General features: G+C 62.8%; 23 protein-coding genes and 2 tRNA genes. 16 read left to right on the forward strand and 9 right to left on the reverse strand.

The window, feature by feature from the left end; genetic code table 11:
* Window positions 1-97 precede the first annotated feature (97 nt).
* Together AAIL66_RS02515 and AAIL66_RS02520 are read right to left on the reverse strand one after the other, a co-directional pair.
* Window positions 98-820, reverse strand: a complete 723-nt coding sequence (locus tag AAIL66_RS02515) for a GNAT family N-acetyltransferase (RefSeq protein ID WP_034354611.1) — start codon at window positions 818-820, stop codon at window positions 98-100.
* 143 nt (window positions 821-963) lie between these two features.
* The gene (locus AAIL66_RS02520) at window positions 964-1,446 is read right to left on the reverse strand and encodes an Lrp/AsnC family transcriptional regulator (RefSeq protein WP_034354614.1); all 483 of its coding nucleotides are present in this window, start codon (window positions 1,444-1,446) and stop codon (window positions 964-966) included.
* 219 nt (window positions 1,447-1,665) lie between these two features.
* Here AAIL66_RS02520 and hppD point away from each other — a divergent pair, with 219 nt between their 5' ends.
* The 4 genes from hppD to AAIL66_RS02540 all read left to right on the forward strand — a co-directional run bounded on the left by hppD (window position 1,666) and on the right by AAIL66_RS02540 (window position 7,791).
* Complete coding sequence (hppD, locus tag AAIL66_RS02525; RefSeq protein ID WP_012839929.1) at window positions 1,666-2,787, forward strand: 4-hydroxyphenylpyruvate dioxygenase; 1,122 nt, start codon at window positions 1,666-1,668, stop codon at window positions 2,785-2,787.
* A gap of 244 nt (window positions 2,788-3,031) precedes the next feature.
* Window positions 3,032-4,123: a tripartite tricarboxylate transporter substrate binding protein gene (locus AAIL66_RS02530; protein WP_224648996.1), complete on the forward strand. Its 1,092-nt coding sequence runs from the start codon at window positions 3,032-3,034 to the stop codon at window positions 4,121-4,123.
* 94 nt (window positions 4,124-4,217) lie between these two features.
* Complete coding sequence (phhA, locus tag AAIL66_RS02535; RefSeq protein WP_059441249.1) at window positions 4,218-5,102, forward strand: phenylalanine 4-monooxygenase; 885 nt, start codon at window positions 4,218-4,220, stop codon at window positions 5,100-5,102.
* Window positions 5,103-5,343: 241 nt separating this feature from the next.
* The gene (locus tag AAIL66_RS02540; protein WP_343495929.1) at window positions 5,344-7,791 is read left to right on the forward strand and encodes a DUF3772 domain-containing protein; all 2,448 of its coding nucleotides are present in this window, start codon (window positions 5,344-5,346) and stop codon (window positions 7,789-7,791) included.
* On the opposite strand, the gene AAIL66_RS02545 is transcribed toward AAIL66_RS02540, so the two are convergent.
* A complete protein-coding gene (locus AAIL66_RS02545) occupies window positions 7,731-8,714 on the reverse strand; it encodes an alpha/beta fold hydrolase (RefSeq protein ID WP_343495930.1) in 984 nt (327 codons plus the stop codon). The genes AAIL66_RS02540 and AAIL66_RS02545 overlap by 61 nt on opposite strands.
* Before the next feature lie 204 nt (window positions 8,715-8,918).
* On the opposite strand from AAIL66_RS02545, the gene AAIL66_RS02550 reads away from it, so the two are divergent.
* The 5 genes from AAIL66_RS02550 to AAIL66_RS02570 all read left to right on the forward strand — a co-directional run bounded on the left by AAIL66_RS02550 (window position 8,919) and on the right by AAIL66_RS02570 (window position 12,518).
* Window positions 8,919-10,628 (forward strand): AMP-binding protein, encoded by a 1,710-nt coding sequence (locus tag AAIL66_RS02550; RefSeq protein ID WP_343495931.1) that lies wholly within the window; start codon window positions 8,919-8,921, stop codon window positions 10,626-10,628.
* Window positions 10,629-10,694: 66 nt separating this feature from the next.
* Window positions 10,695-10,769 (forward strand) — tRNA-Val (locus AAIL66_RS02555).
* Window positions 10,770-10,775: 6 nt separating this feature from the next.
* Window positions 10,776-10,850, forward strand: a tRNA-Val gene (locus AAIL66_RS02560).
* 161 nt (window positions 10,851-11,011) lie between these two features.
* Window positions 11,012-11,464 carry a hemerythrin domain-containing protein gene (locus AAIL66_RS02565; protein WP_343495932.1) on the forward strand — a complete coding sequence of 151 codons (453 nt, stop codon included), beginning with the start codon at window positions 11,012-11,014 and terminating at the stop codon, window positions 11,462-11,464.
* A 91-nt stretch (window positions 11,465-11,555) separates the two neighbouring features.
* A complete protein-coding gene (locus tag AAIL66_RS02570) occupies window positions 11,556-12,518 on the forward strand; it encodes an MBL fold metallo-hydrolase (protein WP_343495933.1) in 963 nt (320 codons plus the stop codon).
* Between the two features lie 7 nt (window positions 12,519-12,525).
* On the opposite strand, the gene AAIL66_RS02575 is transcribed toward AAIL66_RS02570, so the two are convergent.
* Both AAIL66_RS02575 and AAIL66_RS02580 read right to left on the reverse strand, forming a co-directional pair.
* On the reverse strand, window positions 12,526-12,801 hold the full coding sequence (locus tag AAIL66_RS02575; RefSeq protein ID WP_034377209.1) for a DUF2798 domain-containing protein: 276 nt from the start codon (window positions 12,799-12,801) through the stop codon (window positions 12,526-12,528).
* On the reverse strand, window positions 12,794-13,594 hold the full coding sequence (locus tag AAIL66_RS02580; protein ID WP_343495934.1) for a siderophore-interacting protein: 801 nt from the start codon (window positions 13,592-13,594) through the stop codon (window positions 12,794-12,796). The genes AAIL66_RS02575 and AAIL66_RS02580 overlap by 8 nt, the downstream gene beginning before the upstream one ends.
* 67 nt (window positions 13,595-13,661) lie before the next feature.
* Between AAIL66_RS02580 and AAIL66_RS02585 the strand changes: the two genes are divergently transcribed.
* The 3 genes from AAIL66_RS02585 (at window position 13,662) to AAIL66_RS02595 (ending at window position 17,682) form a co-directional block, all read left to right on the forward strand.
* Window positions 13,662-14,105: a MarR family transcriptional regulator gene (locus AAIL66_RS02585; RefSeq protein WP_034354637.1), complete on the forward strand. Its 444-nt coding sequence runs from the start codon at window positions 13,662-13,664 to the stop codon at window positions 14,103-14,105.
* 338 nt (window positions 14,106-14,443) lie between these two features.
* The gene (locus AAIL66_RS02590) at window positions 14,444-16,801 is read left to right on the forward strand and encodes a catecholate siderophore receptor Fiu (protein WP_343495935.1); all 2,358 of its coding nucleotides are present in this window, start codon (window positions 14,444-14,446) and stop codon (window positions 16,799-16,801) included.
* 200 nt (window positions 16,802-17,001) lie between these two features.
* Entirely contained in the window at window positions 17,002-17,682 is a 681-nt protein-coding gene (locus AAIL66_RS02595) for a Fe2+-dependent dioxygenase (RefSeq protein WP_343495936.1), read from the forward strand.
* Between the two features lie 27 nt (window positions 17,683-17,709).
* On the opposite strand, the gene AAIL66_RS02600 is transcribed toward AAIL66_RS02595, so the two are convergent.
* From AAIL66_RS02600 to AAIL66_RS02610, 3 genes are all read right to left on the reverse strand, one after another.
* Window positions 17,710-18,282, reverse strand: coding sequence for a DUF4124 domain-containing protein (locus tag AAIL66_RS02600; protein WP_343495937.1), 573 nt, complete (start codon window positions 18,280-18,282; stop codon window positions 17,710-17,712).
* Between the two features lie 208 nt (window positions 18,283-18,490).
* Window positions 18,491-20,689: a TonB-dependent receptor gene (locus AAIL66_RS02605; protein ID WP_034404698.1), complete on the reverse strand. Its 2,199-nt coding sequence runs from the start codon at window positions 20,687-20,689 to the stop codon at window positions 18,491-18,493.
* A 355-nt stretch (window positions 20,690-21,044) separates the two neighbouring features.
* A complete protein-coding gene (locus tag AAIL66_RS02610) occupies window positions 21,045-23,024 on the reverse strand; it encodes a transglycosylase SLT domain-containing protein (RefSeq protein WP_343495938.1) in 1,980 nt (659 codons plus the stop codon).
* 15 nt (window positions 23,025-23,039) lie between these two features.
* On the opposite strand from AAIL66_RS02610, the gene AAIL66_RS02615 reads away from it, so the two are divergent.
* On the forward strand, window positions 23,040-23,612 hold the full coding sequence (locus AAIL66_RS02615) for a 5-formyltetrahydrofolate cyclo-ligase (RefSeq protein ID WP_034377217.1): 573 nt from the start codon (window positions 23,040-23,042) through the stop codon (window positions 23,610-23,612).
* A gap of 18 nt (window positions 23,613-23,630) precedes the next feature.
* Window positions 23,631-23,891 (forward strand): hypothetical protein, encoded by a 261-nt coding sequence (locus tag AAIL66_RS02620; RefSeq protein WP_012839944.1) that lies wholly within the window; start codon window positions 23,631-23,633, stop codon window positions 23,889-23,891.
* A gap of 117 nt (window positions 23,892-24,008) precedes the next feature.
* On the opposite strand, the gene queC is transcribed toward AAIL66_RS02620, so the two are convergent.
* Window positions 24,009-24,770 carry a 7-cyano-7-deazaguanine synthase QueC gene (gene queC / locus AAIL66_RS02625; RefSeq protein WP_003067983.1) on the reverse strand — a complete coding sequence of 254 codons (762 nt, stop codon included), beginning with the start codon at window positions 24,768-24,770 and terminating at the stop codon, window positions 24,009-24,011.
* Between the two features lie 115 nt (window positions 24,771-24,885).
* On the opposite strand from queC, the gene AAIL66_RS02630 reads away from it, so the two are divergent.
* Window positions 24,886-25,566, forward strand: coding sequence for a glutathione S-transferase family protein (locus AAIL66_RS02630; protein ID WP_343495939.1), 681 nt, complete (start codon window positions 24,886-24,888; stop codon window positions 25,564-25,566).
* Between the two features lie 59 nt (window positions 25,567-25,625).
* Window positions 25,626-26,888: a multifunctional CCA addition/repair protein gene (locus tag AAIL66_RS02635; RefSeq protein ID WP_343495940.1), complete on the forward strand. Its 1,263-nt coding sequence runs from the start codon at window positions 25,626-25,628 to the stop codon at window positions 26,886-26,888.
* Window positions 26,889-26,900 lie beyond the last annotated feature (12 nt).

The raw sequence follows: 26,900 nt of genomic DNA on the forward strand, positions 1-26,900 counted from the left end.
GAGCGGCGGTCTCCGAGCGCACTCAGCCAAAGCTATTTTGATATCTGCTTGCGCCTGTCTTTATTGGGCTGCAGCCTTGCTGGCTTCACAAGACGATTTACTCGCCTGATTTATGGCGGCCTTCCTGCACACCCTTGCGCACTTCCTGCACGCCGGCCAGGAAAGCCCAGAAATTGACGGCCTGCTTCTTGAGCTGATAGTCCATCTCGCCCAGATGCTCCGTCACCAGCTCGCTGACATGGGTCTCGAAGTCGGCAGGCGGCAACTCCAGATAGGCTTCGGATTCCGAGCCCTCTCGCTTGACCGTGGCACCCGCGTTGCGCGCAATCTTGAGCATGGCCGTGTTCTCGGACAGCGCATGGATGAACATCATGCTCACGTTCTTGCTGCGCGCATGCAGCACTGCACGTGCAAACAGACGTGCCCCCAGCCCCTTGCCACGTGCACTCTTGAGCACGGAGACGCCGAATTCCGCGCATTTCTCATGCTCGGGATGGCCGGCAAAGGCCAGATGCGCCATGGAGATCAATTCCAGGCGGCGGTTGAAGATGCCGAAGATATCGTCGCGCTCGAAATCGAGCTGCTCGACATAGCGGCGCACCTGCTCGTCGTTGGCCGCATAGCCAAAGCGCAGATAGCGATCACGCGCATCCAGCTTGAGCAGATGCTTGATGATGCGGTCGCGATGGCGCGGGCTCAGCGAACGAATGGGGACCAAGGACGGCGAGCGACGCTCGGCGCCATGGGACTTGCCCATGTCTCGCAGCCAGCCGGAGCCAGCCTGCCAGGGCGATGTCAACCAGTCTTTGGGGAGGTTCATAGCCTGAAATATAGGTAAAAACCCGAGGTTTCACAAGCCACATGTTGCATTGCAACAATCCTGTAAGGATTTTCCGCTAATTCAACACCTTAGCTTCTGTTTCCGGCTAGGTCATGGTCCGTATGAAGGACCTCTACGAAGGCTTAGAGCGGCACGGCCGTCGTGACCTTGACCCGGTCCATGACAAAGCTGGTTTTGCAATCCTGCACACTGGGGTGTTTGAGCAGCGTGTCCATGATGAAACGACTGTAATGCTGCATGTCTGCCACCACCACCCGCAGCAGATAGTCCATCTCGCCAGTGAGGGAGACGCACTCCACCACCTCGGGCCAGGTCTGCACGCTGGCGCGGAACACATCCATGGGATTGCGCTTGCTGGTTTCGGTGTATTTTTCCAGACGCACATTGATATAGGCGGTCAGCCCCAGACCCACGGTCTCGGGCTGCACCAAAGCCACATAGCGGTCGATGACACCGTTTTCCTCCAGCCGCTTGACACGGCGCAGCACGGCGCTGGGCGACAGGCCGACCTGCTCCCCGATGACGTCATAAGTTTCTCGGCCATTGGCCTGCAATCGGCGCAAAATTGCCTTATCCAGTTTGTCGATGGTGTGCATGGAACTCATGGCGGCAGATTATAAAAAAAGCGCAGTTTTTATTAATGGTTAACCCTTGATAACCATTTAAATTGCATGAAATCAATTTTTTATGCAATTTTCATGCATTGAGCTGTTTGCAGCCAAGGCATTTTTGCATGAAGCTTGTCCGCGCCCTGTCCTACAGTGCATCCATCGTCGACACCTGTTCTTCATGTGTTGCGCCCCTACCCGATGGAGACCTCTGCCATGAACGCCCCACTGACTCAAAGCAACGCCAGCCAGTTCCAGACCTGGGACAACCCCATGGGCACGGACGGCTTCGAGTTCGTCGAGTACGCGGCCCCCGATCCCGTGGCCATGGGTCAGCTGTTCGAGCGCATGGGCTTTCAGGCCATCGCCAAGCACCGCCGCAAGAACGTGACCCTGTATCGCCAGGGCGAGATCAACTTCATCATCAATGCAGAGCCCGACAGCTTTGCCCAGCGCTTCGCGCGTCTGCACGGCCCCAGCGTCTGCGCCATCGCCATCCGCGTCAACGACGCCAAGTACGCCTATGAGCGCGCCACCTCGCTGGGTGCCTGGGGCTATGCCCAGCAGGCCGCCCCCGGCGAACTGAGCATTCCCGCCATCAAGGGCATTGGCGACTCGCTGATCTATTTCATCGACAAATGGCGCGGCAAGAATGGTGCCAAGGACGGTGACCTGGGCAATATCAGCTTCTTCGACGTGGACTTCGAACCTCTGCCCGGTGCCGATCTGCACCCCGAGGGCCTGGGCCTGACCTATATCGACCACCTGACCAACAACGTCTACCGCGGCCGCATGGCCGAGCTGGCCGAGTTCTACGAGCGCATCTTCAACTTCCGCGAGATCCGCTACTTCGACATCGAAGGTCAGGCCACAGGCGTCAAGAGCAAGGCCATGACCAGCCCCTGCGGCAAGATCCGCATTCCCATCAACGAGGAAGGCAACGACAAGGCCGGCCAGATTCAGGAATATCTGGACATGTACCACGGCGAAGGCATACAGCACATCGCGCTGGGCTCGACCAATCTCTACGACACCGTGGACGGTCTGCAGATGAACGGCATCAAGCTGCTGAACACCAGCGAGACCTATTACGAGCTGCTGCCCAAGCGCATCCCGGACCTGCAGGAACCCATTCCCGAGCTGCTGGCGCGCAACATCCTGGTGGACGGCCAGCCCGGCGAGCTGCTGCTGCAGATCTTCAGCGAAAACCAGCTGGGTCCCATCTTCTTCGAGTTCATCCAGCGCAAGGGCAATAGCGGCTTTGGCGAGGGCAATTTCAAGGCCTTGTTCGAGACCATGGAACTCGACCAGATGCGCCGCGGCGTGCTCAAGACCTGAGCCAGATCAACGGAGCCTGCCATGCGCCACCTCGGCCTTCACCCGCCTCGTCTGCTCGCTTGCAGCATGGCCGGCGTGGGCTCCGGCGCTACGCAATACATCAAAAAGATACCAATGGTTACCACTCCATCAAACGGACCATGTGGCGACCGATTTCCGTCCCTATACTTCCCGCCATGCTGCACTGCCGCATCCACGCCTGACGTGAGTCGGCGCAGCCAGCTTCAACGCCCGGAAGGATCCAGTGTCGCGCCCCCATCAGCCCCCCGCTACAGCCCCCGAGGACTGCAGAGCACCGAGGCTGGACGCGCCTGCCGACACCTGGCGCCTTTCCCGCCGCCAGGCCATGACCCTGGCGGTGGCTTCGGCGACCTCCCTGATCGCGGACAGCGCGCATGCTGCCCGGGATGCGAGCGCCCTGCCGTCGAATTCCAGCCGCAGCCGCAACGAACTCTCGCTGGTCGTTCCCTATGCGGCGGGCGGGCCGCTGGATCGGGCAGCGCGCAAGCTGACGCAGGAAACCACGGCCCTGGGCAATATCAATGTGCTCAATGTCGCAGGCGACGGTGGCGCCACGGGTGCAGCCATGGTGGCCAGAGCAGGAGCGCGCGAGCCCATGCTGCTGATGGGTGCCGTGGCCACACATGCCATCCTTCCCTGGCTCAACCCCCAGTTGCCCTACGATCCGCTGCGCGACTTTCAGCCGCTGACACTCGTGGCCCGCATGCCTCATGTGCTGGTCATGCGCAGCGAACTGGCCATGCAGTGGCGCATCTACACGCCCGAGGATTTGCTGCGCTTCATGTCCAAGCACCGGCAGCCCCTGCGCTATGCCTCGGCGGGCAACGGCAGCATCGGCCATATAGCGGGCCAGTGGTTCCAGTCGCTGACCCAGGTTCCGCTCCAGCACCTGCCGTTTGGCGGGGCCAGACCGGCTCTGTCGGCCTTGCTCGAGGGCACGGCCGATCTGATGTTCGACAACATTGCCTCGGCTCTGCCTCATCTGCGGGCCGGCAGGCTCAAGGCCATTGGCGTGACCTGGCGCTCGCCGCTGCCGGCTCTGCCGGAAGTGCCCAGCCTGGACGACAGCATCAAGGGCATGAATCTGACTACCTGGTTCGGCATCTTTGCCACTGCCGGCATCACGGACAGCCAGGCCAAGCGCTGGTCGGAGACTTTTGCCCAGACGCTGCAAAGGCCCGATATACAGCAGTACTTCGACGCCATGGGCGTGGTGCGCGACGACCTGCGTCTGCAGGACTTTGCCCGCCTGGTGCAGGCCGAGCATGCGCGCTACGGACAGCTCGTCAAGCGCGCCCAGATACAGATGCACTGAGCCAGCTTTCGGCTCGCTTCTCCTTTTCCCTGCTGCGCCCCGGCCACGAGCTCTGGCCGCAGCCTTCGCGACCCCTCATCTCAGGGAGTACCTTATGAACAGCATCCAGAACAGCACCGCCATGACCGGCGGCATCGGCGCGGCCCCCGTCGTCTATGGCCAGTCCGATCGCCCTCCACGCGGCGACTACACGCGTGCCCATGCGGACTACACCTGCACGCAAGACTATGCCGCCTATACCGAGGCCGAGCATGACACCTACCACCGCCTCTACGAGCGCCAATCCGCGCTGCTGCCGGGCCGCGCCAGCCAGCATTTCATCGACGCCCTGCCGTCGCTGGGCGCCAAGGAGCGCATTCCGCGCTTCGAGGAAATCAACGAGCGACTATTCAAGGCCACGGGCTGGGAGATCGTCGGCGTTCCAGGTCTGATTCCCGAGGTACCGTTCTTCTCGCTGCTGGCCCAGCGCAAATTCCCGGTCACGGACTGGATACGCAAGCCCGAGGAGTTCGAATACATCGTCGAGCCCGACGTCTTTCACGACCTCTTTGGCCATGTGCCGCTGCTGTTCAACCCCGTCATGGCCGATTTCATCCAGGCCTACGGACAGGGCGGCCTCAAGGCCGCCGAGCTCGGCGCCTGCGAGATGCTGTCGCGCCTGTACTGGTACACGGTGGAATTCGGTCTGATCCGTGAGAGCGGCGGCGTGCGCGCCTATGGCGCAGGCATTCTCAGCTCTGTGGGCGAGCTGGAGTACAGCGTCAACAGCCCGCAGCCGCACCGTTTGCCGCTGCAGCTGGAGCGCACCATGCGCACGCTCTACAAGATCGACACCTATCAGCAGACCTATTTCGTGATTGACGACATGCCCCACCTGCTGAACCTGGCCGATACCGACTTTGCGCCGCTGTATGAGCAGCTGCGTCAGTTGCCCACCATTGGCGCCAAGGAGTTGCTGCCCGGCGAGCAGCTGATTTAGTCAGCGGATGTATACCGGCACGCGCCTTGGCAAGCGCGAGGTCAAGAGCCGAATTGTCAGATGAGAATTCGGCTCTATTCCTTTCCAGAAAAGCGCATAAAGCTCCATTTTCAATAGCATCCGACGCCGAATATCCAGGCTGCAAGCCCTGTATGACTTGGCTGCGCCCTGAAACCCTGACCGCAGCATTGCACCTATAGTGAGCGCCAGAGGCAAACTGCCGCCCACTCACTTCTTCACAATGCATTACCGCTGCAACCAACTGCTGCGCTGGCTTTTAGCGCTCCAACTTTGCATAGGTCTGGCCGTCGCGGCCGAGCTGCCTGCCAATGGCGATATCCAGACCACGTCCATCGCCCAGATTCAACAAGCATCGAACACCCTGGACAAGGTACGCCAGTCGCTCGATGACGCCGACACCTCCGAAACGCTGCAGGCACTGTCCGAAAAAGCCCTGCAGTCCAAACGCGATGCCGACAATGCCGTCACGGCGCTGGAGCCGCTGCTCAAGCAAATCGACGCTCGCATTGCCCAGCTGGGTCCGGTGGCCGAAGGCAGCGAGGAATCCCCCGAACTGAGCCTGCAGCGCAAGGATCTGGCGCAGCAGCACAGCGAGCTGGACTCCGCGCTCAAGCGCGGCAAGCTGTTGTCCATGGAGGCCAAACAGACCACGGACAGCATCGAGAAAATCCGCACCCAGCAGTTCAACGCACAGATCGCCCGCAAAGTGGCATCGCCGCTGTCGCCCTCGCTGTGGAAGCAGTTTGCCGAACATCTGCCAACCGACCTGCAGCGCATTGCGGCCCTGACACGCCAGGGCCAGGCCAGCTTTGCGACAGCCATTGCCGAACATGGCTGGTCGGCCACGCTGACCGGCATTGCCCTGGCGCTGTTTGTGATGTTTCCGCTGCGCATCGGCCTGCGCTATGCAGGCCGCAAATTTGCGGCCTCCGAACGCGCACCCAACGGACGGCTACGCCGCACAGGTCTGGCTGTCTGGATGCTGGTAGTGGGTACGGCCCTGCCCGGCCTGGCCAGTCTGATATTCATCGAGAGCCTGCGCTCCATAGACGCGATTGCACCGCGCCTGCAGACCGTGGCCGATGCCTGGATTCAATCCTCATTTGTCGCCGCCTTCTTCCTCTCCGTCAGCGCCTGCCTGCTGGTGCCCAAGCGTCCGACCTGGCGACTGCTCAACATCGACGACATCGCCGCCCCTGCGCTCACACGCTTTGCCTGGGGAGCCGCCGGTCTGACCTGGTTCTCCATGATGCTCAACGCGGTAGACATTGCCGCACGCACCAGTGCCGTCAGCAGCGTGGCCCTGGACGGACTGATTGCGCTCGTCTATGCCTTGCTCATCATGTCGGTGCTGATGGTCATCAACAAGCAACGCAAGCGCCAGCAACTGGCCGAGCGCGAGAAGGCCGCTCATCATGGTGACGATTACCGGCCTGCGGCAACCAGTCGCTGGCTGATGCTGGCCTGGCTGGGCGGGCATCTGACGGTGCTGGCCGCGCTGATCGCAGCGCTGATCGGTTATCTGAACTTTTCGGTATTCGCAGCCACGCAAATGGTCTGGATCACTGTGGTGGTTCTGGCCACCTCGCTGCTGATGAAGTTTGCCGACGACCTCTTTACCTGGCTGTGCTCCAGCGAGAGCCGTATCGGCCAGGGCTTCGCTGCCGGTACGGGGCTCAAGCCCTCGCGCCTGGAGCAGGTCGGCGTGCTGTTGTCGGCTCTCACGCGTGTCTGTCTGTTGCTGCTGGGGCTGATGGCGCTGATCGCGCCCTTTGGCAACTCCAGCAGCCTGATCGTGCTGGCCGATACGCTGACTAATGGCCTGCCCGTGGGCGACTCCTTCCTGCGCCCCATGACGATCTTGCGCGGCCTGCTGGTGCTGGTTGCAGGCCTGACCGTGTTTGGCGCCTTGCAGCACTGGCTGGTGGAAACCTATCTGCCCAAGACCGAGCTGGATATAGGCGCACGCAACTCCATCAGCACCGTGGCCCGCTATATGGGCATTTTGCTGTCCGGCCTGTGGACGCTGGCGGCCCTGGGCATAGGCTTTGAAAAAGTGGCTCTGCTGGCCAGCGCCTTGTCCGTCGGCATCGGCTTCGGTCTGCAGGCCATCACGCAGAACTTTGTCTCGGGCCTGATTCTGCTGGCCGAGCGCCCCGTGAAGTTGGGCGACCGCGTGCGTATCGGCGATCAGGTCGGCGACATCCGCCGCATCAGCGTGCGCGCCACCGAGATTCAGACCGATGACAAATCCACCGTCATCGTGCCCAACTCGGAGTTCATCACCAAGTCCGTGCAGAACCTGACCATGGATGGCGCGCTAGGCCGCATCTCGATCGCGTTCTCGGTGCCGCTGAACACCGATATCGTCAAGCTGCGCGAGGTGCTGCTGGGCCTTTATGCCGAGCATGAGGCCGTGCTGAGCACCCCTGCTCCTTCAATGTATGTGGACTCCATCAATGGCAGCGTGGTCAACATCACCAGCTTCGGCCATGTCTCCAGTTCGCGCACTGTCTATAGCACGCGCAGCGACCTGCTGTTCGGCCTGCTGCAGCGCTGCGCCGAGCAGCAGATCGCCCTGGTTTCCGCCACCGACATCCACCTGATTCAGGACCCGCAGGCCCGTGCCCCGGCGTCGGCTGCGGAGGCGCCCACCTCGGCTGCCTGATGCCCGCTCTGCAATTGCGCCTGCAACTGCAGGCAGTGCTGCCAGACCCGAGGATCGAACAGCAGCTGCATATGCGCTGCATCGTCGACCTGATGACACTGCGCATTCGGCAAGATCGCAAGACCAGGGGGGAAGACGATGTTGTCGCTGCTGCTGCACCAGCAGCTGAATGACACATCCTGGGGCGGCGGCCCCAGCCGCTGCAGCCAGTCGCTGCCTTCGCGCATATCCACGGCCGGCAGGCGCTGCGCAAACCGCGCCAGCCAGGCTCCGCCATGCGGCGTGGCCACGGTGACCACATGGGCCGCATGGCGCGCACGCTCATCAGCATCGAGCCGATTGAGCCAGGCCCGCACCACCAGACCGCCCATGCTGTGCGCAACCAGAAGAGGGGCACGGCCGGTTTGCTGGACCATGGCTTTCACGCATCTGTCGAGATCGTCCACCATGGCATCGGCTGGACTGCCATGAGCCGGCTCCAGCGTCACGGCCATGCAGGGAATACCGCGTGCCTTGAGCCTGCGCAGCCACACGGTCCACACGCCACGGTTGCAGAAATAGCCATGCACCAGTACCACGCCCACTTGCCCTTGCAGCTGCTTGCCCTCGCGATCCACAGGCACTCCATCGGGCTCTGCATGCTCGCCAAAAGGAATCTGCCAGCCGAACAGCCGCCAGGCCCAGCGCCACTCGGCAAACCAGGCCCGCAGCGCGACCATGGCAGGCGGCAGCGGCAATCCACGACCGCGCAGCACCGCACGCATCATCAGCATCTGCGTGCCCAGCTGCAGCCCGGCTCCGCTCGCAATCAGCCCCGCGCCCAGCAGTGCCACAGCCACTGAGCGCGGCCACCAATAGCTGCACCAGAGCAACAGCGCCAGCCAGCTTCCCATCACCACACAGCGCCAGAACCAGGTATTCAAAGCTGCTCCTCCTCAGAACGTGTTTGCGTTCTCGGACCCAGCGTAGCAAGCATGCCGCTCCACGCCTAGGACAAGCCCCCGTAGACCCTGACAGACCGCATCCGCAGAATCAGCCGCAGCGCAGGTTTTGCACGCTGGCCTTCTTTGTTCAACCCGCCGCCCTCTTCCCTGGACGACGAGCGGCTTCTGCAAGGTACCTCTTCTATGGACGCTGCCGCTCCCTGGTTCAAGAACTATCCGCCCAATGTGCCGCACGATGTGCAGCCCGAACAGTACCGCTCGCTGGTGCACCTGCTCGAAGAAGCCTTCAGCCAGCATGCAGAGCGGCCGTTTTCGGTCTGCATGGACCGCTGGATGAGCTATGCCGAGCTGGACCGGCTATCCGCACAGATGGGGGCCTGGCTGCAGAGTCTGGGTCTGGAGCCAGGAGCGCGCGTGGCCATCATGCTGCCCAATGTGCCGCAGTTCGCCGTCAGCATGGCCGGCGTGCTGCGTGCAGGCTTTACCTGCGTCAACGTCAACCCGCTCTACACCGCGCGCGAGCTCGAGCATCAGCTCAAGGACTCGGGCGCCACGGCCATCATCATCCTGGAGAACTTTGCCCACACCCTGGCCCAGGTGCTGGAGCGCAGCCATATCCGCCATATCTGCCTGACCAGCATGGGCGATCTGCTCGGCGGCCTGTACGGCAGCTGGATCACCTTTGCCGTGCGCCATCTGGCCAAGATGGTGCCGGCCTTCGACCTGCCCCTTGGCTCGGATTCAGGCGCCGGCAGCCAGCAGCGCCAGGTCACCCAGTTCAGCAAGGCGCTGACCGAGGGCGCTGGACGCAAGCTCATCCCCAGCACGGCCACGCTGGACTCGATTGCCTTTCTGCAATACACGGGCGGCACCACAGGCCTGTCCAAGGGGGCTGTACTGACCCATCGCAATATCGTCGCCGCCACGCTGCAGGCCCATACCTGGTTCACCCCAGCGCTGGAAGGCAGGGTCAAGGCCAATGAAACCCATATCGTGGCGGCCTTGCCGCTCTATCACATCTTCGCGCTCACCGTGAGCCTGTTCGCCATGCGACTGGGCGGCAGCCTGAGTCTGATTCCCAACCCACGCGATATCCCGAAATTTGTGAAGGTGCTCAAGAAGCGGCCCTTCCATGTGCTGCCAGCCGTGAACACCTTGTTCAATGCGCTGCTCAACAACCCGGAGTTCCGCCAGCTCGATTTCTCGCAGTTGTTCATCTCCCAGGCCGGCGGCATGGCGGCGTCCGAAGGCACGGCGCGTCAGTGGCAGCAGACCACGGGCTGCGCCATGATCGAAGGCTGGGGCATGAGCGAGACCTGCGCCATAGGCACGAACAATCCCGTGACCAACAAGGAGTTCACCGGCACCATAGGCCTGCCGCTGCCCAGCATCTCGGTCGCCATCAAGGACGATGAAGGCCACAACCTGCCCAACGGCCAGGCGGGAGAGCTCTGCATCAAGGGCCCCAACGTCATGCACAGTTACTACAACCAGCCTGCAGAGACCGCCAAGGCCTTCACGGCCGACGGCTATATGCGCACCGGCGATATCGGTGTGCTGGACGACGAGGGATACACCCGCATCATCGACCGCAAAAAGGACATGATGGTGGTCAGCGGCTTCAACGTCTATCCGAACGAGCTGGAGAACGTCATCTCCATGTGCCCCGGCGTGCTCGAATGCGCAGCCGTGGGCGTCAAGGACGATCAGCAGGGCGAATCGATCAAGGTCTATGTGGTGCGCAGCGACCCCTCGCTGACGGAAGACCGGGTCATGCGCTACTGCCAGGAGCAGTTGACGGGCTACAAACGGCCACGCTATATCGAGTTCCGCGACGAACTGCCCAAGACCAATGTGGGCAAGATCCTGCGGCGCGAGCTGCGCTCGAACTGAGTTTTTTCAGAAAATTTACGAGTTTTCCCGAAGACTTCCAAAGTTGCTGCTAGAATTGCGGTCTTCGGGTGATTAGCTCAGCGGTAGAGCACTGCCTTCACACGGCAGGGGTCACATGTTCGATCCATGTATCACCCACCAGTTAAAGCGCGATTAGCTCAGCGGTAGAGCACTGCCTTCACACGGCAGGGGTCACATGTTCGATCCATGTATCGCGCACCAGACAAAGCCTCTTGAATTTCGGTTCAAGAGGCTTTTTCTTTTGCCCGCACGGCAGACCGCCCCCCCTCTTTTGGAGGATGCCTGCCCACCGATACGGCTTGCATAATGGTCTTCAGAGACAAGCTGCGCGCACTCCGAAGCATTCACAAGAAGACATTGCCATGAGCCACACCGCCACCCTGGTCTGGGGAGACCATCTGCTCATGGGCCACGGGCCCATGGACGAATTGCACGAGGAATTCGTCGAGCTGATTGCCCTGCTGCAAACCGCCGAAGACAGCGAGCTGCCCAGTCTGCTGCAAGCCATGCAGACCCATCTGCAGCACCACTTTGCCGAAGAGGACCAGTGGATGCTGAGCACCGGCTTCCCACCACGCGACTGCCATATCGACGAACATGCGGCCGTGCTCAGGTCGGTGGCAGAGGTCCGCGTCAAGCTCGCCGAAGGCAATGTCGCCCTTTGCCGCGATCTGACCAAGGCCCTGGTGGACTGGTTTCCCGGCCACGCCACGCATCTCGACTCGGCCCTGGCGCACTGGCTGTCCAAGCAGCGCTTTGGCGGCAAGCCCGTGGTGATTCGCCGCAACATCCTGCCTTCGGCCGAATCGCACTGAGCAGCACTGAGCAGCTCGCCCGCGCGACAGCTGCGTAATGAGCGGTCTGCTAGGCTTGTGCAAACAAAGCACCGCACAGGAGACCAGTCCGATGAATGCATCCCCGGCAATGCATGTCCCACTGCCGCCCGGCATGACCGTGCTGGAGCGCGGCTGGCTGTCAGCCAACAATATCGTCTTTGCCGCACAGGCCGGCGATGCCGAAGGTGCTGCCGTCATCGACACCGGCTATGTCACGCACTCCGCACAAACACTGGCACTGATCGAAAGCACGCTGGAAGGTCAGCCGCTGGCGCGCATTCTCAACACCCATCTGCACAGCGACCATTGCGGAGGCAATGCTGCACTACAGCAGGCTTATCCACAGGTTCAGACCTTTATCGCACCAGGTCAGGCCGAGCAGGTGCGCAACTGGGACGACGCCGCCCTCAGCTACGCCCCCACGGGCCAGGAATGCCCGCGCTTTGCCATCACGGGCTTGCTGCAGCCAGGCAGCACGGTAGGCCTGTCGGGCCGCGACTGGCAGATCCATGCAGCCCCCGGCCATGATCCGCATTCTGTGATTCTGTTCGAGCCTGACAGTCGCATCCTGATCTCTGCCGATGCGCTATGGGAAAACGGCTTTGGCGTGGTCTTCCCCGAGATCGAAGGCATTGCCGCCTTCGACGAGGTCGCCGCGACACTGGACGTCATCGAACGCCTGGAGCCCCGCCTCGTCATTCCCGGACACGGCGGCTTGTTTGGCGATGTGCGGGCGGCTCTGGGCATTGCCCGAAAGCGGCTGGCAGGCTTTGTCCAGACTCCGGAACGCCATGCCAGCTATGCCGCCAAGGTACTGCTCAAATACAAGCTGCTGGAGTGGCAAAGCATCAGAGTGCAGGATCTGCAGGACTGGGTTCATGCCACTCCTTATTTCGGCATCCTGCACCAGAGATACTTTGGCGCACAGACCGCACAGCAATGGCTGGAAAGCCTGATCGAGAGTCTGCTTGCCAGCGGCGCGGCCGAGCTGCGGCGCGATGCAACCGGCGCCCCCGTCCTGCTCAATCAGTGAGGAACGCTCAGTGCTGCACGGTGGCGGCAACCAGCCGCATGACCAGCGGACGCACCAACACCACGCAAGCAAAGGCCGAAGGCATGGCCAGCGCATAGGCCTTGAGCACTCGCCATCCATAGCCCTCCCCCAGGCCGCCGTTGGCCGCCACGATGATGCAGCACATGAAGAACGCCATGATCAGCGCCATGTAGAAGGCAAACACCAGGGATGTGTAGCGCTTGTGCAGCTTGCGACGCAGTATTGCAGTGAGTCGTGAAGGCGGACTTGTCTCTTCAGTCATTCGCGCTCAGTTCCTCGTGGTGAGCGGCCTCGCCCTGCTTCCAGTAGGACGCAATCCGCATACGCCTGGGATGGGCACCGGGCTTGGCCAGGATGCGCTTGCGCAGATCGGCCATAGCACGATTCTCGCCTGCAGCCCAGACAAAGCCCTCGCCTTCGGGCAGTTCCAGCGCATCCACCGCATCGGCCAGCGAACTCACCCACTGCAGGTCCAGCGCTGCGGCGCTGCGCCAGTGGCGTTGATCGACCTGATTGCCGATCTGCACCCGCACGATGGCGCGGCTGCCGGCCGGCAGTTCCGCCAGGCGGCGCTCCATGGCGGGCATGGCGCTTTCATCGCCCAGCAGCACATGCCAGTCCAGATCGGCGGGCACGACCAGGCTCCCGCGCGGGCCGGCCAGGCCCAGCCATTGGCCGATAGGTGCTGCGCGCGCCCATTCCACGGCCGGGCCCGAGCCATGCTCGGCGAACTCCAGCTGCAGCGTGTTGCGGGCGGCGTCGTAGTTCAGCGGCGTGTAGTCGCGCATGGTGGGGCGCTCGCCGGCTATATGCGGGCGACCGTCGACCATCTGCGGCAGATTGGGCCTGTCCATCCCGACCTGGGGCAGGATGAGCTTGGTATGGTCGTCAAAGCCCGCGCTGACAAAGCCTGCCAGTTCGGGGCCGCCCACGGTCAGGCGGATAAAGCCGGGGCTGAGCTGCTCGCGCGCCAGCAACTGCACATGGCGCGAGCGGAATTCGTGGCGTACACGCTGCATGATGGACACTGTCTCGGTGTTGGACATGATTTTCATTAAGTTGATAAAGTCCACGAAATATCCATTAATAAGTTGACTAAGTCAACAAACAACCTTTCCCACCATGAGTTCATCCATCGCTGCCGAAGTGTTCGAGGTGCTGCACGATCTGCTGCACCTGTTTCGCGCGCGCCTGCTTGAGTCGCTTGAAGCGGTGCAACCGGGGCTGACCTTCAACGAATTCCGCATCCTCATGCACACCGGTCGCCACCCCGGCATCACGCAAAAGGAACTGGTCGAGCACAGTCACACCGACAAGGCCCAGATGGCGCGCACCCTGGCCCAGTTGCAGGACAAGGGCTGGCTGGAGCGCTCTGCCAGCGAAGCCGACAAGCGCGTACGCTGCCTGCAGCTCAGCACCAGGGGACAGCAGTTGTTCGACCAGCTCAGAAGCCGGCGCGAGCAGATAGCCACCGAGCTGCTCAGCGACTTTCCTGCGGCCCAGCAGGCCTTGTTGCATGATTTGCTGCTGCAGGCCAGGGACAGCGCCCAGGCTACGCGACCGTAAATACTCTAAAAAAGAAGCAGCCAACGCATGCTGCTCGATGATTTCAATGCTCTATCACCTTGAAATACAGATAGAAAAGGCGGTAGTAGCTCTCATATTGGAAGTGAAGCGAGCGCCCGCCTATCCCAACCATGTTGCTATGCAACAACGCCGTGCATGATTCTCCGTAAACTTTCGCAAAGTTATATTAAGAATCATTATCATTCGCTGCATTCGTACCCGAGTACGCTTTAGCCAGCCAGGACTTCGCCCGGACGCCACCCGCGTCTGCGCTCGCATCACAAGTGCAGACAGCCAGTACCAGCCAGCCAACTGTCTTCACTTCCAGTCCTTTCAACATGGCTCAATCCAACATCTATATCCAAAGCCGCAAGCATTCCGCGGGCCGCTTGCCTTCCTCCGCCGGCCTGGTCGCCTGCGCCACCGTGCTGGCCGGCGCCACGCTGGCACTGCCAGCGCAGGCCCAGTCCACAGAAACCACGCTCAAGGAAGTCAAGGTGGAAGGCAAGGCCGACACCGGCTACACGCCCGGCCAGCTGTCCTCGCCCAAGTTCACCCAACCGCTGGTCAACACCACGCAGACCGTCAACGTCATCAAGGAGCAACTGCTGCAGGAGCAAGGCGCCACCACGCTGACCGAGGCACTGCGCAATGTGCCCGGCGCCGGCACCTTCTACGCGGGCGAGAACGGCAACACCAGCACCGGCGACGCCGTCTATATGCGCGGCTTCGACAGCTCCAGCAGCATCTATGTGGACGGCGTACGCGACATAGGCTCGATCTCGCGCGATATGTTCAACATCGACCAGGTCGAAGTCACCAAGGGCCCGGCCGGCACGGACTACGGTCGCAGCGCCCCCACGGGTGCCATCAATCTGGTGAGCAAGCAGGCCAATCTGAACAACAGCTTCGGCGGCTCCCTGGGCCTGGGCTCGGCCAGCTACAAACGCGCCAGCATCGACCTGAACCGCGTCATCAATGCCGAGACCGGCACGGCCGTGCGCCTGAACGCCATGGCGCAGGACGCCAATGTGGCGGGCCGCAACGGCATCGAGAACAACCGCTGGGGCATTGCGCCCTCGTTCGCCTTCGGCCTGAACTCGCCCACCCGCGTGTTCGTGAACCTGTTGCACATCAAGCAGAGCAATGTGCCCGACGGCGGCGTTGCCACCATCGGCCTGCCTGGCTACACCTCTCCCGACGCTGCGGGCTATGCGGGCCGCCGCGCCTTTCTGGATTCTGCAGCACGCGTCAACAGCAAGAACTTCTACGGCACGGCCTCCGACCACGACGATGTGACGGCCAATATGGCGACGCTGAAGGTAGAGCATGACTTCTCGTCCACCACCAAGCTGCGCAACACCACGCGCTGGGGCGAGACCAAGCAGGACTATCTGCTCTCGGCCATCATGGGCCAGGGCTATTCTGCGGGCGGCGTGCTTGGCAGCAATGGTCTGCAGACTCCCAACCCCGCCGATCCATCCACATGGTCGATGGCGCGCCTCATCAACACCAAGGATCAGGTCAACCGCATCCTGACCAACCAGACCAATCTGAGCACCAGCCTTGCCACCGGCAGCGTGCAGCATGATCTGAGCCTGGGCCTGGAGCTGACGCGCGAGGAACAGACCAATTACGGCCTGGCCACCTCGGGCTCGGTACCCAGCCGGGTCAGCGTGTACAACCCCGACGCCAGCGTCACGCTGCCTGCCTATGTACGCAACGGCGCCGACAGCAAGGGCAAGACCGACACCGTGGCGCTGTATGCCTTCGACACGCTGAAGTTCAACGACCAGTGGCAGGCCAATCTGGGCCTGCGCCTGGACCGCTACAAGACCTCGTACAACGCCATGGCGGTCTGCACGGCCACCTCGACCACCCAGCCCTGCGGCAGCAACCCTGCGGGCACCGTGGTGCCCACCACCTCGGATGGCCTGAGCAAGTCCGGCACCTTGCTGAGCTGGAAGGCCGGCCTGCTCTACAAGCCCGCGCCCAATGGCAGCGTGTACATGAACTACGCTCTCTCGCAGCAGCCACCGGGCGGCAGCAACTTTGCGCTGTCGGCCGCCGTGAACAATGCCGCCAACCCCAATATGGACCCGCAGAAGGCCAAGACGCTGGAGCTGGGCAGCAAATGGGAGCTGGCGGAAAAGAACCTGATGCTCAGCGGCGCGCTGTTCCGCACTGAAGTGACCAACGAGATCGTCACCAACTCCGACGGCACCGTGGGCCAGACCGGCAAGAAGATCGTGCAGGGCCTGGAGCTGGGCGTGATCGGCCAGATCAACAAGGCCTGGGGCGTGAGCGCGGGCTACACCGTGCAGAACACCAAGGTCGACACCGGTGCCCTGGTGGCAGCCGACGCCAGCAACGGTCTGACCTATACGCCCAAGAATGCCTTCAGCCTCTGGAGCACCTATCAGCTGCCCTTCGGCCTGACGATTGGCGGCGGCGCGCGCTATGCGGGCGGCCTCAAGCGCGGCACCGACGGTGCCGTGGGCACGCCCAGCCACACGGACTCCTACTGGGTGTTTGACGCCATGGCCAGCTACCGCGTGAACAAGAATCTGGACATCCAGCTCAATGTCTTCAATCTGTTCGACAAGGACTATGTGGCAGCCATCAACAAGAGCGGCTACCGCTACTTCCCCGGCATTGCACGCTCGGCCCGTCTGACGGCAAACTTCAAGTTCTGATTGGAAGTTCTCCCCCTGAGGCGCTGACGCGCCTTCCCCCTCTCTGGCGCTGAGCGCCGGAGGGGGGCGACATCTTCGCTGCGGGGCGGCCCTTGCTTGATGTCTCTTACCTGGGTCGCGCCGTCTTCAGCGACAGCGATCCACTTTCCGACTTGCAGCCTCGCCCAAGCGGGGCTTCTCCATTTCAAAAGATTCTCACCATGATGCTGCACATCCCCAATGTCCTGAGCCGCGAGCAGGTCGCCAGCATGCGTGCCGCCATTGATGCTGCCGACTGGGTCGACGGCCGCGCCACCGTGGGCAGCCAGGGCGCCCAGGTCAAGCGCAACCGGCAGCTGCCCGAGCACTCGCCCGTGGCCCAGGAGCAGGGCCGCATCATCTTGCAGGCGCTGGCCGCCAGCCCGCTGTTCTTCAGCGCCGCCCTGCCCGCACGCACCATGCCGCCGCTGTTCAACTGCTACAGCGACAGCGAAACCTACGGCCTGCATGTGGACGGCGCGGCTCGCCGCGTCGCGGGCTCCGAGCAGTGGCTGCGCACCGATGTGTCCTGCACGCTGTTTCTCTGCGAGCCCGAGGACTACGAGGGCGGCGAGCTGGTCGTGGTCGACACCTACGGCACGCACGAGGTCAAGCTGCCCGCAGGCGACCTCATTCTCTACCCGTCAACCAGCCTGCACCGGGTCGAGCCAGTGACACGCGGCGAGCGGATCTGCTCCTTCTTCTGGGCCCAGAGCATGGTGCGCGACGATGCACGCCGGGCCATGCTGTTCGAGATGGATCAGGCCATCACGGGCCTGCGCGGAAAGTTCGGTGAAACCGAGGAAACCGTCAGCCTGACCGGCCACTATCACAACCTGCTGCGCATGTGGGCCGAGACCTGAGAAGTGTTCTGAAACCGGCCGAGCTGCTCAGGGCCTGTGCTTTTCGGCGCAGCCAACCAGATGGTTGTGCATGCTGGTCATGCACTGGTACATATCGCGCGAGCGGCCCGTGGCGGCCTTGCAGTCGCTGACCGTGGCCTGGGAGCGCAGCTTCACGAAGTTACCCGCCGAGCTGTCGTACTGGGCCTGGGTGATATAGCCGCCCCTGAGGTTTTTCTGGCCGTTTTCCAGCATGGTCTCGATCTGGCTGCGGATGTTGTCCACCGCCAGCGCGCAGTTCAGCGCCACTTCCTTGCCATCGACCTTTCTCAGGCCCTGGGCCAGACCGTCGGCCATTTCCTGAGCGCCCTTGGGCAGCTTCCTGGTGCCGTCGGGATTGCGTGTCTCCGGTCCTTCGCCAAAGCGCCCCGCGCCCGCCCCCGAGCTACCGTTGGGAGAGACCTTGACCTGCGATGCATCCGCCTGCTGCGGCGGCAGCTGCGAGCCGTAATGCGTCTGCCCTTGCGCATCCACCCATTTGTAGACGGGCTGTGCCACCAGGGTACCGGCCCAGACCAGTCCCAGCGTGGCGATGAGCACGCGGCTTCTTGCTGTTGACATTGCGACTTCCCCCTCACTCGGTGCTGGTCTGCCATGCACAGAACCAGTATTTGTAAAGAAGTGTAAGCAATAATCAGCAATATGAAAACAGGAGCTGCCTGCGCTTTTTCATCAATGGTTTCAGACATAAAACAGTTTGAAACCTATGAGTGAACTACGCTGACAGCTCCTGATTCAGAAGCTCATGCCGCTTATAAAGCGCTCAGCCTCAGAACTTCATGTTCGCCGTGATCCAGAAGGTACGACCGGCCTGGGTCACGCCCGACACACTCTGGCCGCCCTGGAAATAGCTGTTCACCCAGGTCGGCGTGCCGTTGACGCTCACCTGCTGGTACTTGCGGAAGTCCTTGTCGAACAGATTGAAGATGCTGGCGTTGATGCTCAGGCTCTTGTTGACCTGATAGCTGCCGCCCAGATGGAACAGCGCATAGCCCTTGATATCGCCCACGGCGTCATACACGTCCCTGTTGGCCTTGCTCAGATTGTCGTAGGAGCCGCTGAAGCGCGGGCTCTTGCCGCGGTACTCGCCGCGCGCCCACAGGCGCCACTGGCCGGTTGGCGTCCAGTCCAGCTGCACATTGGCAATGTGCTTGGCGGTGTTGGCGAGCTGGCCGTTCTTGACGCCACTCTCGATCACCTCGCTATTGGTCCAGGTGTAGCCGGCCTTGACAGCCCAGTCCTTGGCCAGCTGGGCGCGGCTGCTCAGCTCCAGACCCCAGGTCTTGGCCTTGTCCACATTGATGGAGTAATCGGCCGTGGGGTTGTATGCGCAGCTGGAGATGTAGACCGAGCCAGGCTTGTTAGGATCACAAGAGCCGCCCGAGGCGATCTTGTCCTTGACATCGTTATGGAAGAAGGTGGCCGCGCTGGTCCAGCCCGCCTTGTTGTCGAACAGGGCCGACAGCTCCACATTGGTGCTGGTCTCGGGCTTGAGATTGGGGTTGCCGATGCTGATGGTCTGGCCCTGGCCGGTCACGCCGCTGACACCGTCGATCAGCTGATTCAGGCGCGGCGCCTTGAAGCCCTGGCTCACGCCGCCCTTGAAGGTCCAGTTCGTCGTTGCATCCCAGACCAGATAGGCTCGCGGGCTGAACTGGCCGCCAAAGGCATCATGGTGGTCATAGCGGCCGCCCAGCGTGGCGGTCAGGCCCTCGCGCAGACGCCATTCGTCTTCCACAAACAGCGCCCACATGGTCTGCTTGTGGCTTTGCGGCAGCAGTCCGTCCTTGAGCTTGGCATCCCAGAACTGGCCGCCCACGGTCAGCATATGGGCATCGCCCACGGGGGCCACCAGCTTGCTGTCCAGCACCAGATTGGTGGTCTTCAGCTCGCGATCGGCGCCAGCACGCGGGTCGCCCTTGGGCACCGATGCGCCGGGAATGGTGCGGCCAATGGTCTCGGTTTCCGTATGCATCAGGCTGCTTTCCAGCGTGCCGAAGCCCAGGCGGCCGGTATGACCGATGCTGACCTGATCGCGGTTGAAGCGCAGGGCGTCGCGGTAGCCGGGCAGCTTGGTGGGGTCGGTGATGACCGCATCACGGCTGCCCAGACGGCCATCTTCGTTGTTGTACCAGGTGCGGGCCTGGTCCACGTCCAGCCAGATGTCGTGATAACGGCTGGGCGTCAGTGTCAGCTTGGCACCAAGGCTGTGCTGGCGGCTTTGCGCAGGCGCGGGGTTGCGCGCCTGTGCAGGCTGGGCGGCGCCAGGAGCCAGCACCCAGTCGGCGGCATCGCGGTTGAAGGTGCTGCCGCGCACGGCCAGGCCCAGCAGATCCTGCTTGATGGGGCCGTTGATGTAGAAGCTGCTCTTGTACTGGTTGCCCCATTCGCTGTCTTGCGGAATGCCGGCGCCCACGCTGACTTCGCCGCCCCACTCCTTGCTGACCTTGCGCGTGATGATGTTGATCACGCCGCCCATGGCGTCCGAGCCATAGAGCGTGGACATGGGGCCGCGAATGACCTCGATACGCTCGATGGCCGACATGGGCGGCATGAAGCTGGTCAGTGCGGCGCCGAAGCCGTTGGGCGTGACGTCGCCCGCCACGTTCTGGCGGCGCCCGTCGATCAGGATCAGCGTGTAGTCGCTGGGCATGCCACGGATGCTGATGTCGAGACCGCCGGTCTTGCCGGTGCCGCCCATCACATCAATGCCTTCCACGCCCTGCAGGGCTTCGGCCAGATCGCGGAAGTTCTTGGTCTCAAGCTCCTGGCGCGTCACGACGGAGATGGAGGCCGGGGCATTTTTCAGCTCCTGCTCGAAGCCGGAGGCCGAGACCACCACCTCCTCCATGGTGGACTCCCTGGCTTGTGCAAAAGCATTGCCGACGCATGCGGCGGCAGCGGCCAGGGCCAGTAAACGGGGTTGCCAGCGAATGTGGCGGGCACGGCTGAGAGCTGCGTTGGACATGATGACTCCTCGGCCTGCCTCGGGCAGGTCGTTCACAGATACGGGTAGGAAGCGGCGGCCCGATGGGCCTTCTGGACAGCTGGCTGGCAGCTAAAGGGAGACAAAGCCGAGGTTGTATGTGACGTTATGGGCTCTGACGGTTGCAATTATGTACTTTTGTAAACGCAAACCAGTCTCATTCGCCATCTGTTTGTAGGTTATTCACCTACACGGGACTTTGCATGCTATTTCACGCGCGCCTCGGCGCGGGTCTTGTTTGAGCACTTGAAGCGCTCAATAAAAAAGCGCTCCACACCTTTCGGGCAGAGCGCTTTTCACTATCATTAAATGAGCATCAGCTCATCAAAACACCCGCTTATGGCAAGTCCTTCATGGTTTCGGGATCATTGGCCGGGCGCGGGCCTACGGTGCCCAGTCGGCTTTTGAGCGACTGAGGCTGGCCGGTGATCAGCGCCGCATAGTTGGTGGTGTTGGAGAGCACCTTCTTCACATAGTCGCGGGTCTCGCTGAAGGGCACGTTTTCGGCCCAGATGGCGGCATCCAGCGTGGGGCCGTTGCGCCAGTTGCGCGGGCGTCCCGGGCCGGCGTTGTAACCCGCGGCAGCCAGCGCCATCGAACCTTCGAAGTCATCCAGCGCCAGCTTCAGATAGGAGGTGCCGATGGTGATATTGGTGTCGCGGTCGTTGATCATGTCGGGAGTGAAGCCCGTCATGCCGATCTTCCTGGCCGTCCAGCGCGCCGTGGCCGGCATCACCTGCATCAACCCCGAGGCGCCCACACCCGAGCGTGCATCCATGATGAAGCGGCTCTCCTGGCGGATCAGGCCATAGACATAGGCCGGGTCCAGCCCGATATTGCGCGACTTGGCCAGCACCGTGTCGTGATAGGGCATGGGAAAGCGCTGCTTCCAGTCGGCAAAGGTCTTGGTGCGCTCGCTGGTGTTGATGCAGCGATCCCAGACCTGGCGCTCGCAGGCCAGATCGGCGGCCGCATACAGTTCGCGATCTTCCATGCCTCCCGGCTGGTGCAGATTGGTGGAGTAGTTCCACTCGCGCACGCCTTCGCTGCGCAGCCCCATGCCAATCGCATACAGGCTGCGGCTCAGGCCGGGGTTGCTGCGCGCCGCAGCTTTTTCCTGCGCCGTCAACGGTGCGGGCGCGGGCGGCACGGTGATGCGCTGGCCGATTTCCTCCAGCGCCAGCTGCTCGTAGAAACTGCTGCTGCCGGCCGTGTCCTCCAGCAACTGGCGGGCTTCGGCCTTTTCCTCGGCATTGGGGCGGCCCGCCAGCATGGCCTTGGCCTTCCAGTAGGCCCAGGTCGGGTCGGTGCGCTCCGGCCCCATGGCGTCGATGGCACGGCGAACGGCCTTCCAATCGCCGGCACGCAAGGCGGCGCGGGCCTTCCAGCCCAGCAGATCGTCGCTCAGGTCTTCGTTGCGGCGCACCTTGCCAAAGTAGTTGTTGGCATCGGGCGAGAGCTTGAAGGCGGCCTGCTTGCCGGCCACGGCCCAGGCCCAGTTGCGCTCCTCGCCGTTGAGCTGGGCGCCCCAGCCGCCGTCGATCTGGGTGGCAGCCGCATCGGGATCGCTGGCCGCCATGCGGATCAGGGCCAGCAGGGCCAGTTCCTTGCGCTCGCGGCCGCGCGCCTTGCTCTGGCCTGCCAGGTATTTGGCGGGCGAGGCAAACACCTGCGCCACCTGGTCGGCGGCCTCGGGGGCGACGATGGCCACCGCATCACGGGCCGCCTTCTGGCGATTGTTTTCGGTGGCCACACGGGCACGGCGCCAGACATCAGCGTCGGTGATCAGCTTGTTCGCATACAGCTGGCCGGCGGCAGTGGTGCAGCCGTCATCGGCATCTTTTTGCGCCATCCACAGATCGCGCACCTGCTGGCCCACATTGGGCGCGCCCCGGCCTTGCAAGGCGTCGGCCAGCAGGGCGTAGCAGGTGACGGACTTGTCGTCGCGCATGCGGAACTTGGGATAGACCTGGCCGAAGGTACTCCAGTCACGCTGCTTGCCCAGCAGCAGCAGCCAGTCGTTGCGCAAGCGGTCTTCGTGGTAGGTGCCGGCATAGCGGTTCAGAAAGCCCTGGATTTCATCGGGCGACGCGGTTTCCAGGCGGTTCTTGAGTTCCCAGTAAGCGGCCCAAGGTTCGAGGGGGTGACCGGCAGCCTGTGGCAGGAGCTGGGTAAGCGCCGTCTGATTGCGGCTGCGGAATGCTTTTTGCATATCCAGCAACACGGCGTCGCCCGGGTTTTGTGCCTGCGCAAACGGAGCAGCTACAGTCAACAGGGAAGCCGCACAAAGCGGTGTCAAAATCTTCAGCCAGTGCATGGAGGAAATTATCCGATGGACAAAGCAGCGTTACGCCGCAAGTTGATTGAACTGCGCCTCAACCTTCCAGATCGCCTGCAACGCGCCGATGCGCTGCAGCAGGTGATGCGCTTTTGGCTGATGGAGCGGCCCGATACCGTGATTGGTGCCTACTGGCCCATCAAGGGTGAATTCGATCCGCTGCCAGCCCTGCATCGCTGGAAGGAAGATGGCGAGCTACAGGGTACTCCACAAAGGCGCAGGATCGGGCTGCCGGTGATAGACAAACAGCGCAAGACGCTGAGTTTTCACGCCTGGTACCCCGGTTGCCCGATGGAGGAGGACGCCTATGGCATTCCCAAGCCCAAGGATACCGAACTGCTGGTGCCCACGCTGCTGTTTGTCCCCTGCGTAGGCTATGCGGCCGGCGGCTACCGCCTCGGCTATGGTGGCGGCTTCTATGACCGCACGCTGGCCGAGCTGAGCCCGCGCCCCTTCACTGTGGGCCTGGGCTATACCAATGGCTATGTCGATGACTTCCAGCCCGAGGTCCATGACCAGCCGCTGGACGCCATCCTCAACGACAACGGCGTGGTCTGGCCCGTCTAACCCTTGAATCGCTTTGCCATGAGTCGTCCCCGCAAGAACATTCCCCAGCGCCGCTACCGCCAGCGCCCGCCACTGACCGTGATGCAGCTGCCGCTCACGCACCCCGAGGTGCTGCGGCTGCAAGCACATATGCGCCGCCATGGCGCGCTCGGCCTGACGCCGCGCCAGCACGATGCCATCTGGGACTTTCTGTTCGAGCGCCCCGAGAGCCAGGCCTGGCTCAGCCAGATGACGGCGCAGATTCAGGCCGGGCAGATCGCCACGCGGCCCAGCGCCTGAGTCGGATCCATAGCGCAGATGCTCCTCATTAAGTAGCATCTACCGCATTTATCAAAAGGACTTCAAAGCAAAAATGCCTTGAAGTCCTTTTTCATCAATCGCAAGAAGCTATCAATTTCAAGCTGACTGGCTGGCGCGCCAGTTGTGCCAGCCCGATGCACGCAGCTCGCAAGCCGGGCAGCTGCCACAGCCATAGCCCCACTCGTGCAGCGCATCGCGCGTGCCCTGATAGCAGGTATGGGTCTCGGTGCGGATCAGCTCCACCAGTTCGCTGCCGCCCAGGTCCTGGGCCAGTTGCCAGGTCTGGGCCTTGTCCAGCCACATCAGCGGCGTATCGATGCGCAGCCGGCGCTCCAGGCCCAGGTTCAGCGCCAGCTGCTGGGCCTTCATGGTGTCGTCGCGGCAATCGGGGTAGCCCGAGTAATCGGTCTCGCAGACGCCGGTGACGATCACCGTCAGCCCGCGGCGATAGGCCAGCGCGCCGGCCAGCGTCAGAAACAGCAGATTGCGGCCCGGCACAAAGGTGTTGGGCAGGCCGTCGGCCTGCATGGCAAAAGCCACATCCTCGGTCAGGGACGAGCCGCCGATCTGCTTGAGCACGTCGAGCGACAGCACATGGTCCTCGCCCAGACGAGGCGCCCACAGGGGAAAGCGCTCAGCCAGTTGCTCGCGCACGCCGGCGCGCACCTGCATCTCCACGCTGTGGCGCTGGCCGTAGTCAAAGCCCAGCGTCTCCACGCGCTCGAACATGGCCAGGGCCTGGGCCAGGCAGGTGGTCGAGTCCTGGCCGCCCGAGAACAGCACCAGCGCGCCCTTGTGGTGACCGGCCCCGGCCACCTGAGCGGCCGGGCTTGCAGAAGAAGTCGAAGTATTTGCCATAGTGCTGCAATTACATCATCCGCCGCGCCGCCGAGACATGACTGTGGAATCAAAACACACAGACCGCCAGGCCCAAGCTTGATAAGCTGCTCGACAAACCACACAGGAGTCCGCCATGAAGCTCTATATCGGCAACAAGAATTACTCGTCCTGGTCCATGCGCCCCTGGGTGCTGATGCGCCAAAGCGGCATCAGCTTCGAAGAGCTCACACTGCGCTTTGACAGCTTTGCGCCCGACTCCAGCTTCAAGCTGCAGGCGCTGGCACTCGCACCGACCGGCAAGGTGCCGCTGCTGGTCGACGAGGGACTGATCATCTGGGACAGCCTGGCCATCTGCGAATACCTGGCCGAGCGTTTTCCCGACAAGCATCTGTGGCCGCAAACCGTGGCCCAGCGCGCCCGCGCGCGCAGCCTGGTGGCGCAGATGCACAGCGGCTTCGGCGCGCTGCGCAGCTTCTGCCCCATGAATATCGAAGCCCAGTTGCAGGAAACCGGAGCCCGGCTCTGGGCCGAGCATGCCGATCTGCGCAGCGATGTCCAGCAACTCGAAGAGCTCTGGACCCCGCTGCTGAGCGCTGCCAGCGGCCCCATGCTGTTTGGCCAGTTCAGCATTGCCGATGCGTTTTTTGCGCCGGTGTGCATGCGCATCAACAGCTACGGCCTGCCGACCTCGGCCCCCGTGCGCGCCTATGTGCAGCGCGTCACCCAGTTGCCAGCCACCCAGGAATGGATTCAGGCCGCGCTGGCCGAGCAGGACTTTCTGCAGTTTGAAGAGCCCTATCGTCAGCAGCGCTGAGGCCTGGCTCCCGCGATTGCGGTATCTGCAGGCCCGCTCGCAGCCACTACCATTGCAGCATGAGTGAATTCAAGGTTTTCAAGGTAGGCGGTGCGGTGCGCGATGCATTGCTCGGCCTGCCCGTCAACGATACGGACTGGGTGGTGGTTGGCGCCACGCCGGAGCAGATGAGCGCGCGCGGCTTCGTACCCGTGGGGCGCGACTTTCCGGTGTTTCTGCACCCCCGGACCCATGAGGAATATGCGCTGGCACGCACCGAGCGCAAGAACGGCATGGGCTATCGCGGCTTTGTGGTCCACACCGCCGCCGATGTGACGCTGGAAGAAGACCTGGCGCGGCGCGATCTCACCATCAACTCCATCGCTGCTCCCGCAGACTGGACAGGCAACGGCAACCTCGAAGACCTGGTGGACCCCTACCACGGCCAGCAGGATCTCAAGGATCGCGTGCTGCGCCATGTGACCGATGCCTTCCGCGAAGACCCGGTACGCATTCTGCGTCTGGCCCGCTTTGCGGCGCGCTTCACCGATTTTTCCGTCGCGCCCGAGACCATGGAACTCATGCGCGAGATGGTGGCGGCCGGAGAGGTCGATGCCCTGGTGCCCGAGCGCGTGTGGCAGGAAATCAGCCGCGGCCTGATGGAGGCCCGGCCCTCGCGCATGTTCGAGATCCTGCGCGAATGCGGAGCGCTGGTCCGGCTGCTGCCCGAACTCGACAAGCTCTGGGGCGTGCCCCAGCGCGCCGAATACCACCCCGAGATCGATTGCGGCGTGCATGCCATGATGGTGCTGGACATGTCGGCCCGCTTGCAGGCACCGCTGTCCGTGCGCTTTGCCTGCCTGTGCCATGACTTCGGCAAGGGCACCACTCCGGCCGATGTGCTGCCCCGCCATATCGGCCATGAGCAGCGCAGCGCCCGCCTGCTGCTGCAGGTCTGCGAGCGCTGGCGCGTGCCCAACGACTGCAAGGAGCTGGCCGAGGTCGTGGCGCGCGAGCATGGCAACATCCACCGCAGTCACGAACTCAATGCCGCCGCCCTGCTGCGCCTGCTCGAGCGCTGCGATGCCATACGCAAGCCCCAGCGCTTCGAGGAAGCCCTGCAGGCCTGCGAATGCGACGCGCGCGGACGTCTGGGCTTTGAAGATGTGGCCTATCCGCAGCGCCAGCGCCTGGGCAATGCCCTGAAAGCGGCGCTTGCCGTGGAAACCGGCCCGGTCGCCCAGACCGCAGCGCAGCGCGGCCTCAAGGGCAAGGCCATCGGCGACGCAGTGAGCAAGGCGCGCGAGCAGGCGATTGCCGCCTATCTGGAGGACGGCGCCTAGCCGTCCGCGCGC

The sequence above is a fragment of the Comamonas sp. F1-6 genome, assembly GCF_039581415.1.
GTDB classification, from domain to species: domain Bacteria; phylum Pseudomonadota; class Gammaproteobacteria; order Burkholderiales; family Burkholderiaceae_C; genus Comamonas; species Comamonas thiooxydans.

Excerpts from the sequence above, each read along its gene's own strand:
- AAIL66_RS02600 (WP_343495937.1), bottom strand. The coding sequence starts at position 18,282 with ATGTCAACAGCAAGAAGCCGCGTGCTCATCGCCACGCTGGGACTGGTC.
- AAIL66_RS02575 (WP_034377209.1), bottom strand. The coding sequence starts at position 12,801 with ATGACTGAAGAGACAAGTCCGCCTTCACGACTCACTGCAATACTGCGT.
- AAIL66_RS02540 (WP_343495929.1), top strand. The coding sequence starts at position 5,344 with ATGCATTACCGCTGCAACCAACTGCTGCGCTGGCTTTTAGCGCTCCAA.
- AAIL66_RS02595 (WP_343495936.1), top strand. The coding sequence starts at position 17,002 with ATGATGCTGCACATCCCCAATGTCCTGAGCCGCGAGCAGGTCGCCAGC.
- AAIL66_RS02590 (WP_343495935.1), top strand. The coding sequence starts at position 14,444 with ATGGCTCAATCCAACATCTATATCCAAAGCCGCAAGCATTCCGCGGGC.
- AAIL66_RS02605 (WP_034404698.1), bottom strand. The coding sequence starts at position 20,689 with ATGTCCAACGCAGCTCTCAGCCGTGCCCGCCACATTCGCTGGCAACCC.
- AAIL66_RS02610 (WP_343495938.1), bottom strand. The coding sequence starts at position 23,024 with ATGCACTGGCTGAAGATTTTGACACCGCTTTGTGCGGCTTCCCTGTTG.
- AAIL66_RS02520 (WP_034354614.1), bottom strand. The coding sequence starts at position 1,446 with ATGAGTTCCATGCACACCATCGACAAACTGGATAAGGCAATTTTGCGC.
- queC (WP_003067983.1), bottom strand. The coding sequence starts at position 24,770 with ATGGCAAATACTTCGACTTCTTCTGCAAGCCCGGCCGCTCAGGTGGCC.
- AAIL66_RS02635 (WP_343495940.1), top strand. The coding sequence starts at position 25,626 with ATGAGTGAATTCAAGGTTTTCAAGGTAGGCGGTGCGGTGCGCGATGCA.
- AAIL66_RS02580 (WP_343495934.1), bottom strand. The coding sequence starts at position 13,594 with ATGAAAATCATGTCCAACACCGAGACAGTGTCCATCATGCAGCGTGTA.
- AAIL66_RS02550 (WP_343495931.1), top strand. The coding sequence starts at position 8,919 with ATGGACGCTGCCGCTCCCTGGTTCAAGAACTATCCGCCCAATGTGCCG.
- AAIL66_RS02585 (WP_034354637.1), top strand. The coding sequence starts at position 13,662 with ATGAGTTCATCCATCGCTGCCGAAGTGTTCGAGGTGCTGCACGATCTG.
- AAIL66_RS02620 (WP_012839944.1), top strand. The coding sequence starts at position 23,631 with ATGAGTCGTCCCCGCAAGAACATTCCCCAGCGCCGCTACCGCCAGCGC.
- AAIL66_RS02630 (WP_343495939.1), top strand. The coding sequence starts at position 24,886 with ATGAAGCTCTATATCGGCAACAAGAATTACTCGTCCTGGTCCATGCGC.
- AAIL66_RS02615 (WP_034377217.1), top strand. The coding sequence starts at position 23,040 with ATGGACAAAGCAGCGTTACGCCGCAAGTTGATTGAACTGCGCCTCAAC.
- hppD (WP_012839929.1), top strand. The coding sequence starts at position 1,666 with ATGAACGCCCCACTGACTCAAAGCAACGCCAGCCAGTTCCAGACCTGG.
- phhA (WP_059441249.1), top strand. The coding sequence starts at position 4,218 with ATGAACAGCATCCAGAACAGCACCGCCATGACCGGCGGCATCGGCGCG.
- AAIL66_RS02515 (WP_034354611.1), bottom strand. The coding sequence starts at position 820 with ATGAACCTCCCCAAAGACTGGTTGACATCGCCCTGGCAGGCTGGCTCC.
- AAIL66_RS02565 (WP_343495932.1), top strand. The coding sequence starts at position 11,012 with ATGAGCCACACCGCCACCCTGGTCTGGGGAGACCATCTGCTCATGGGC.
- AAIL66_RS02570 (WP_343495933.1), top strand. The coding sequence starts at position 11,556 with ATGAATGCATCCCCGGCAATGCATGTCCCACTGCCGCCCGGCATGACC.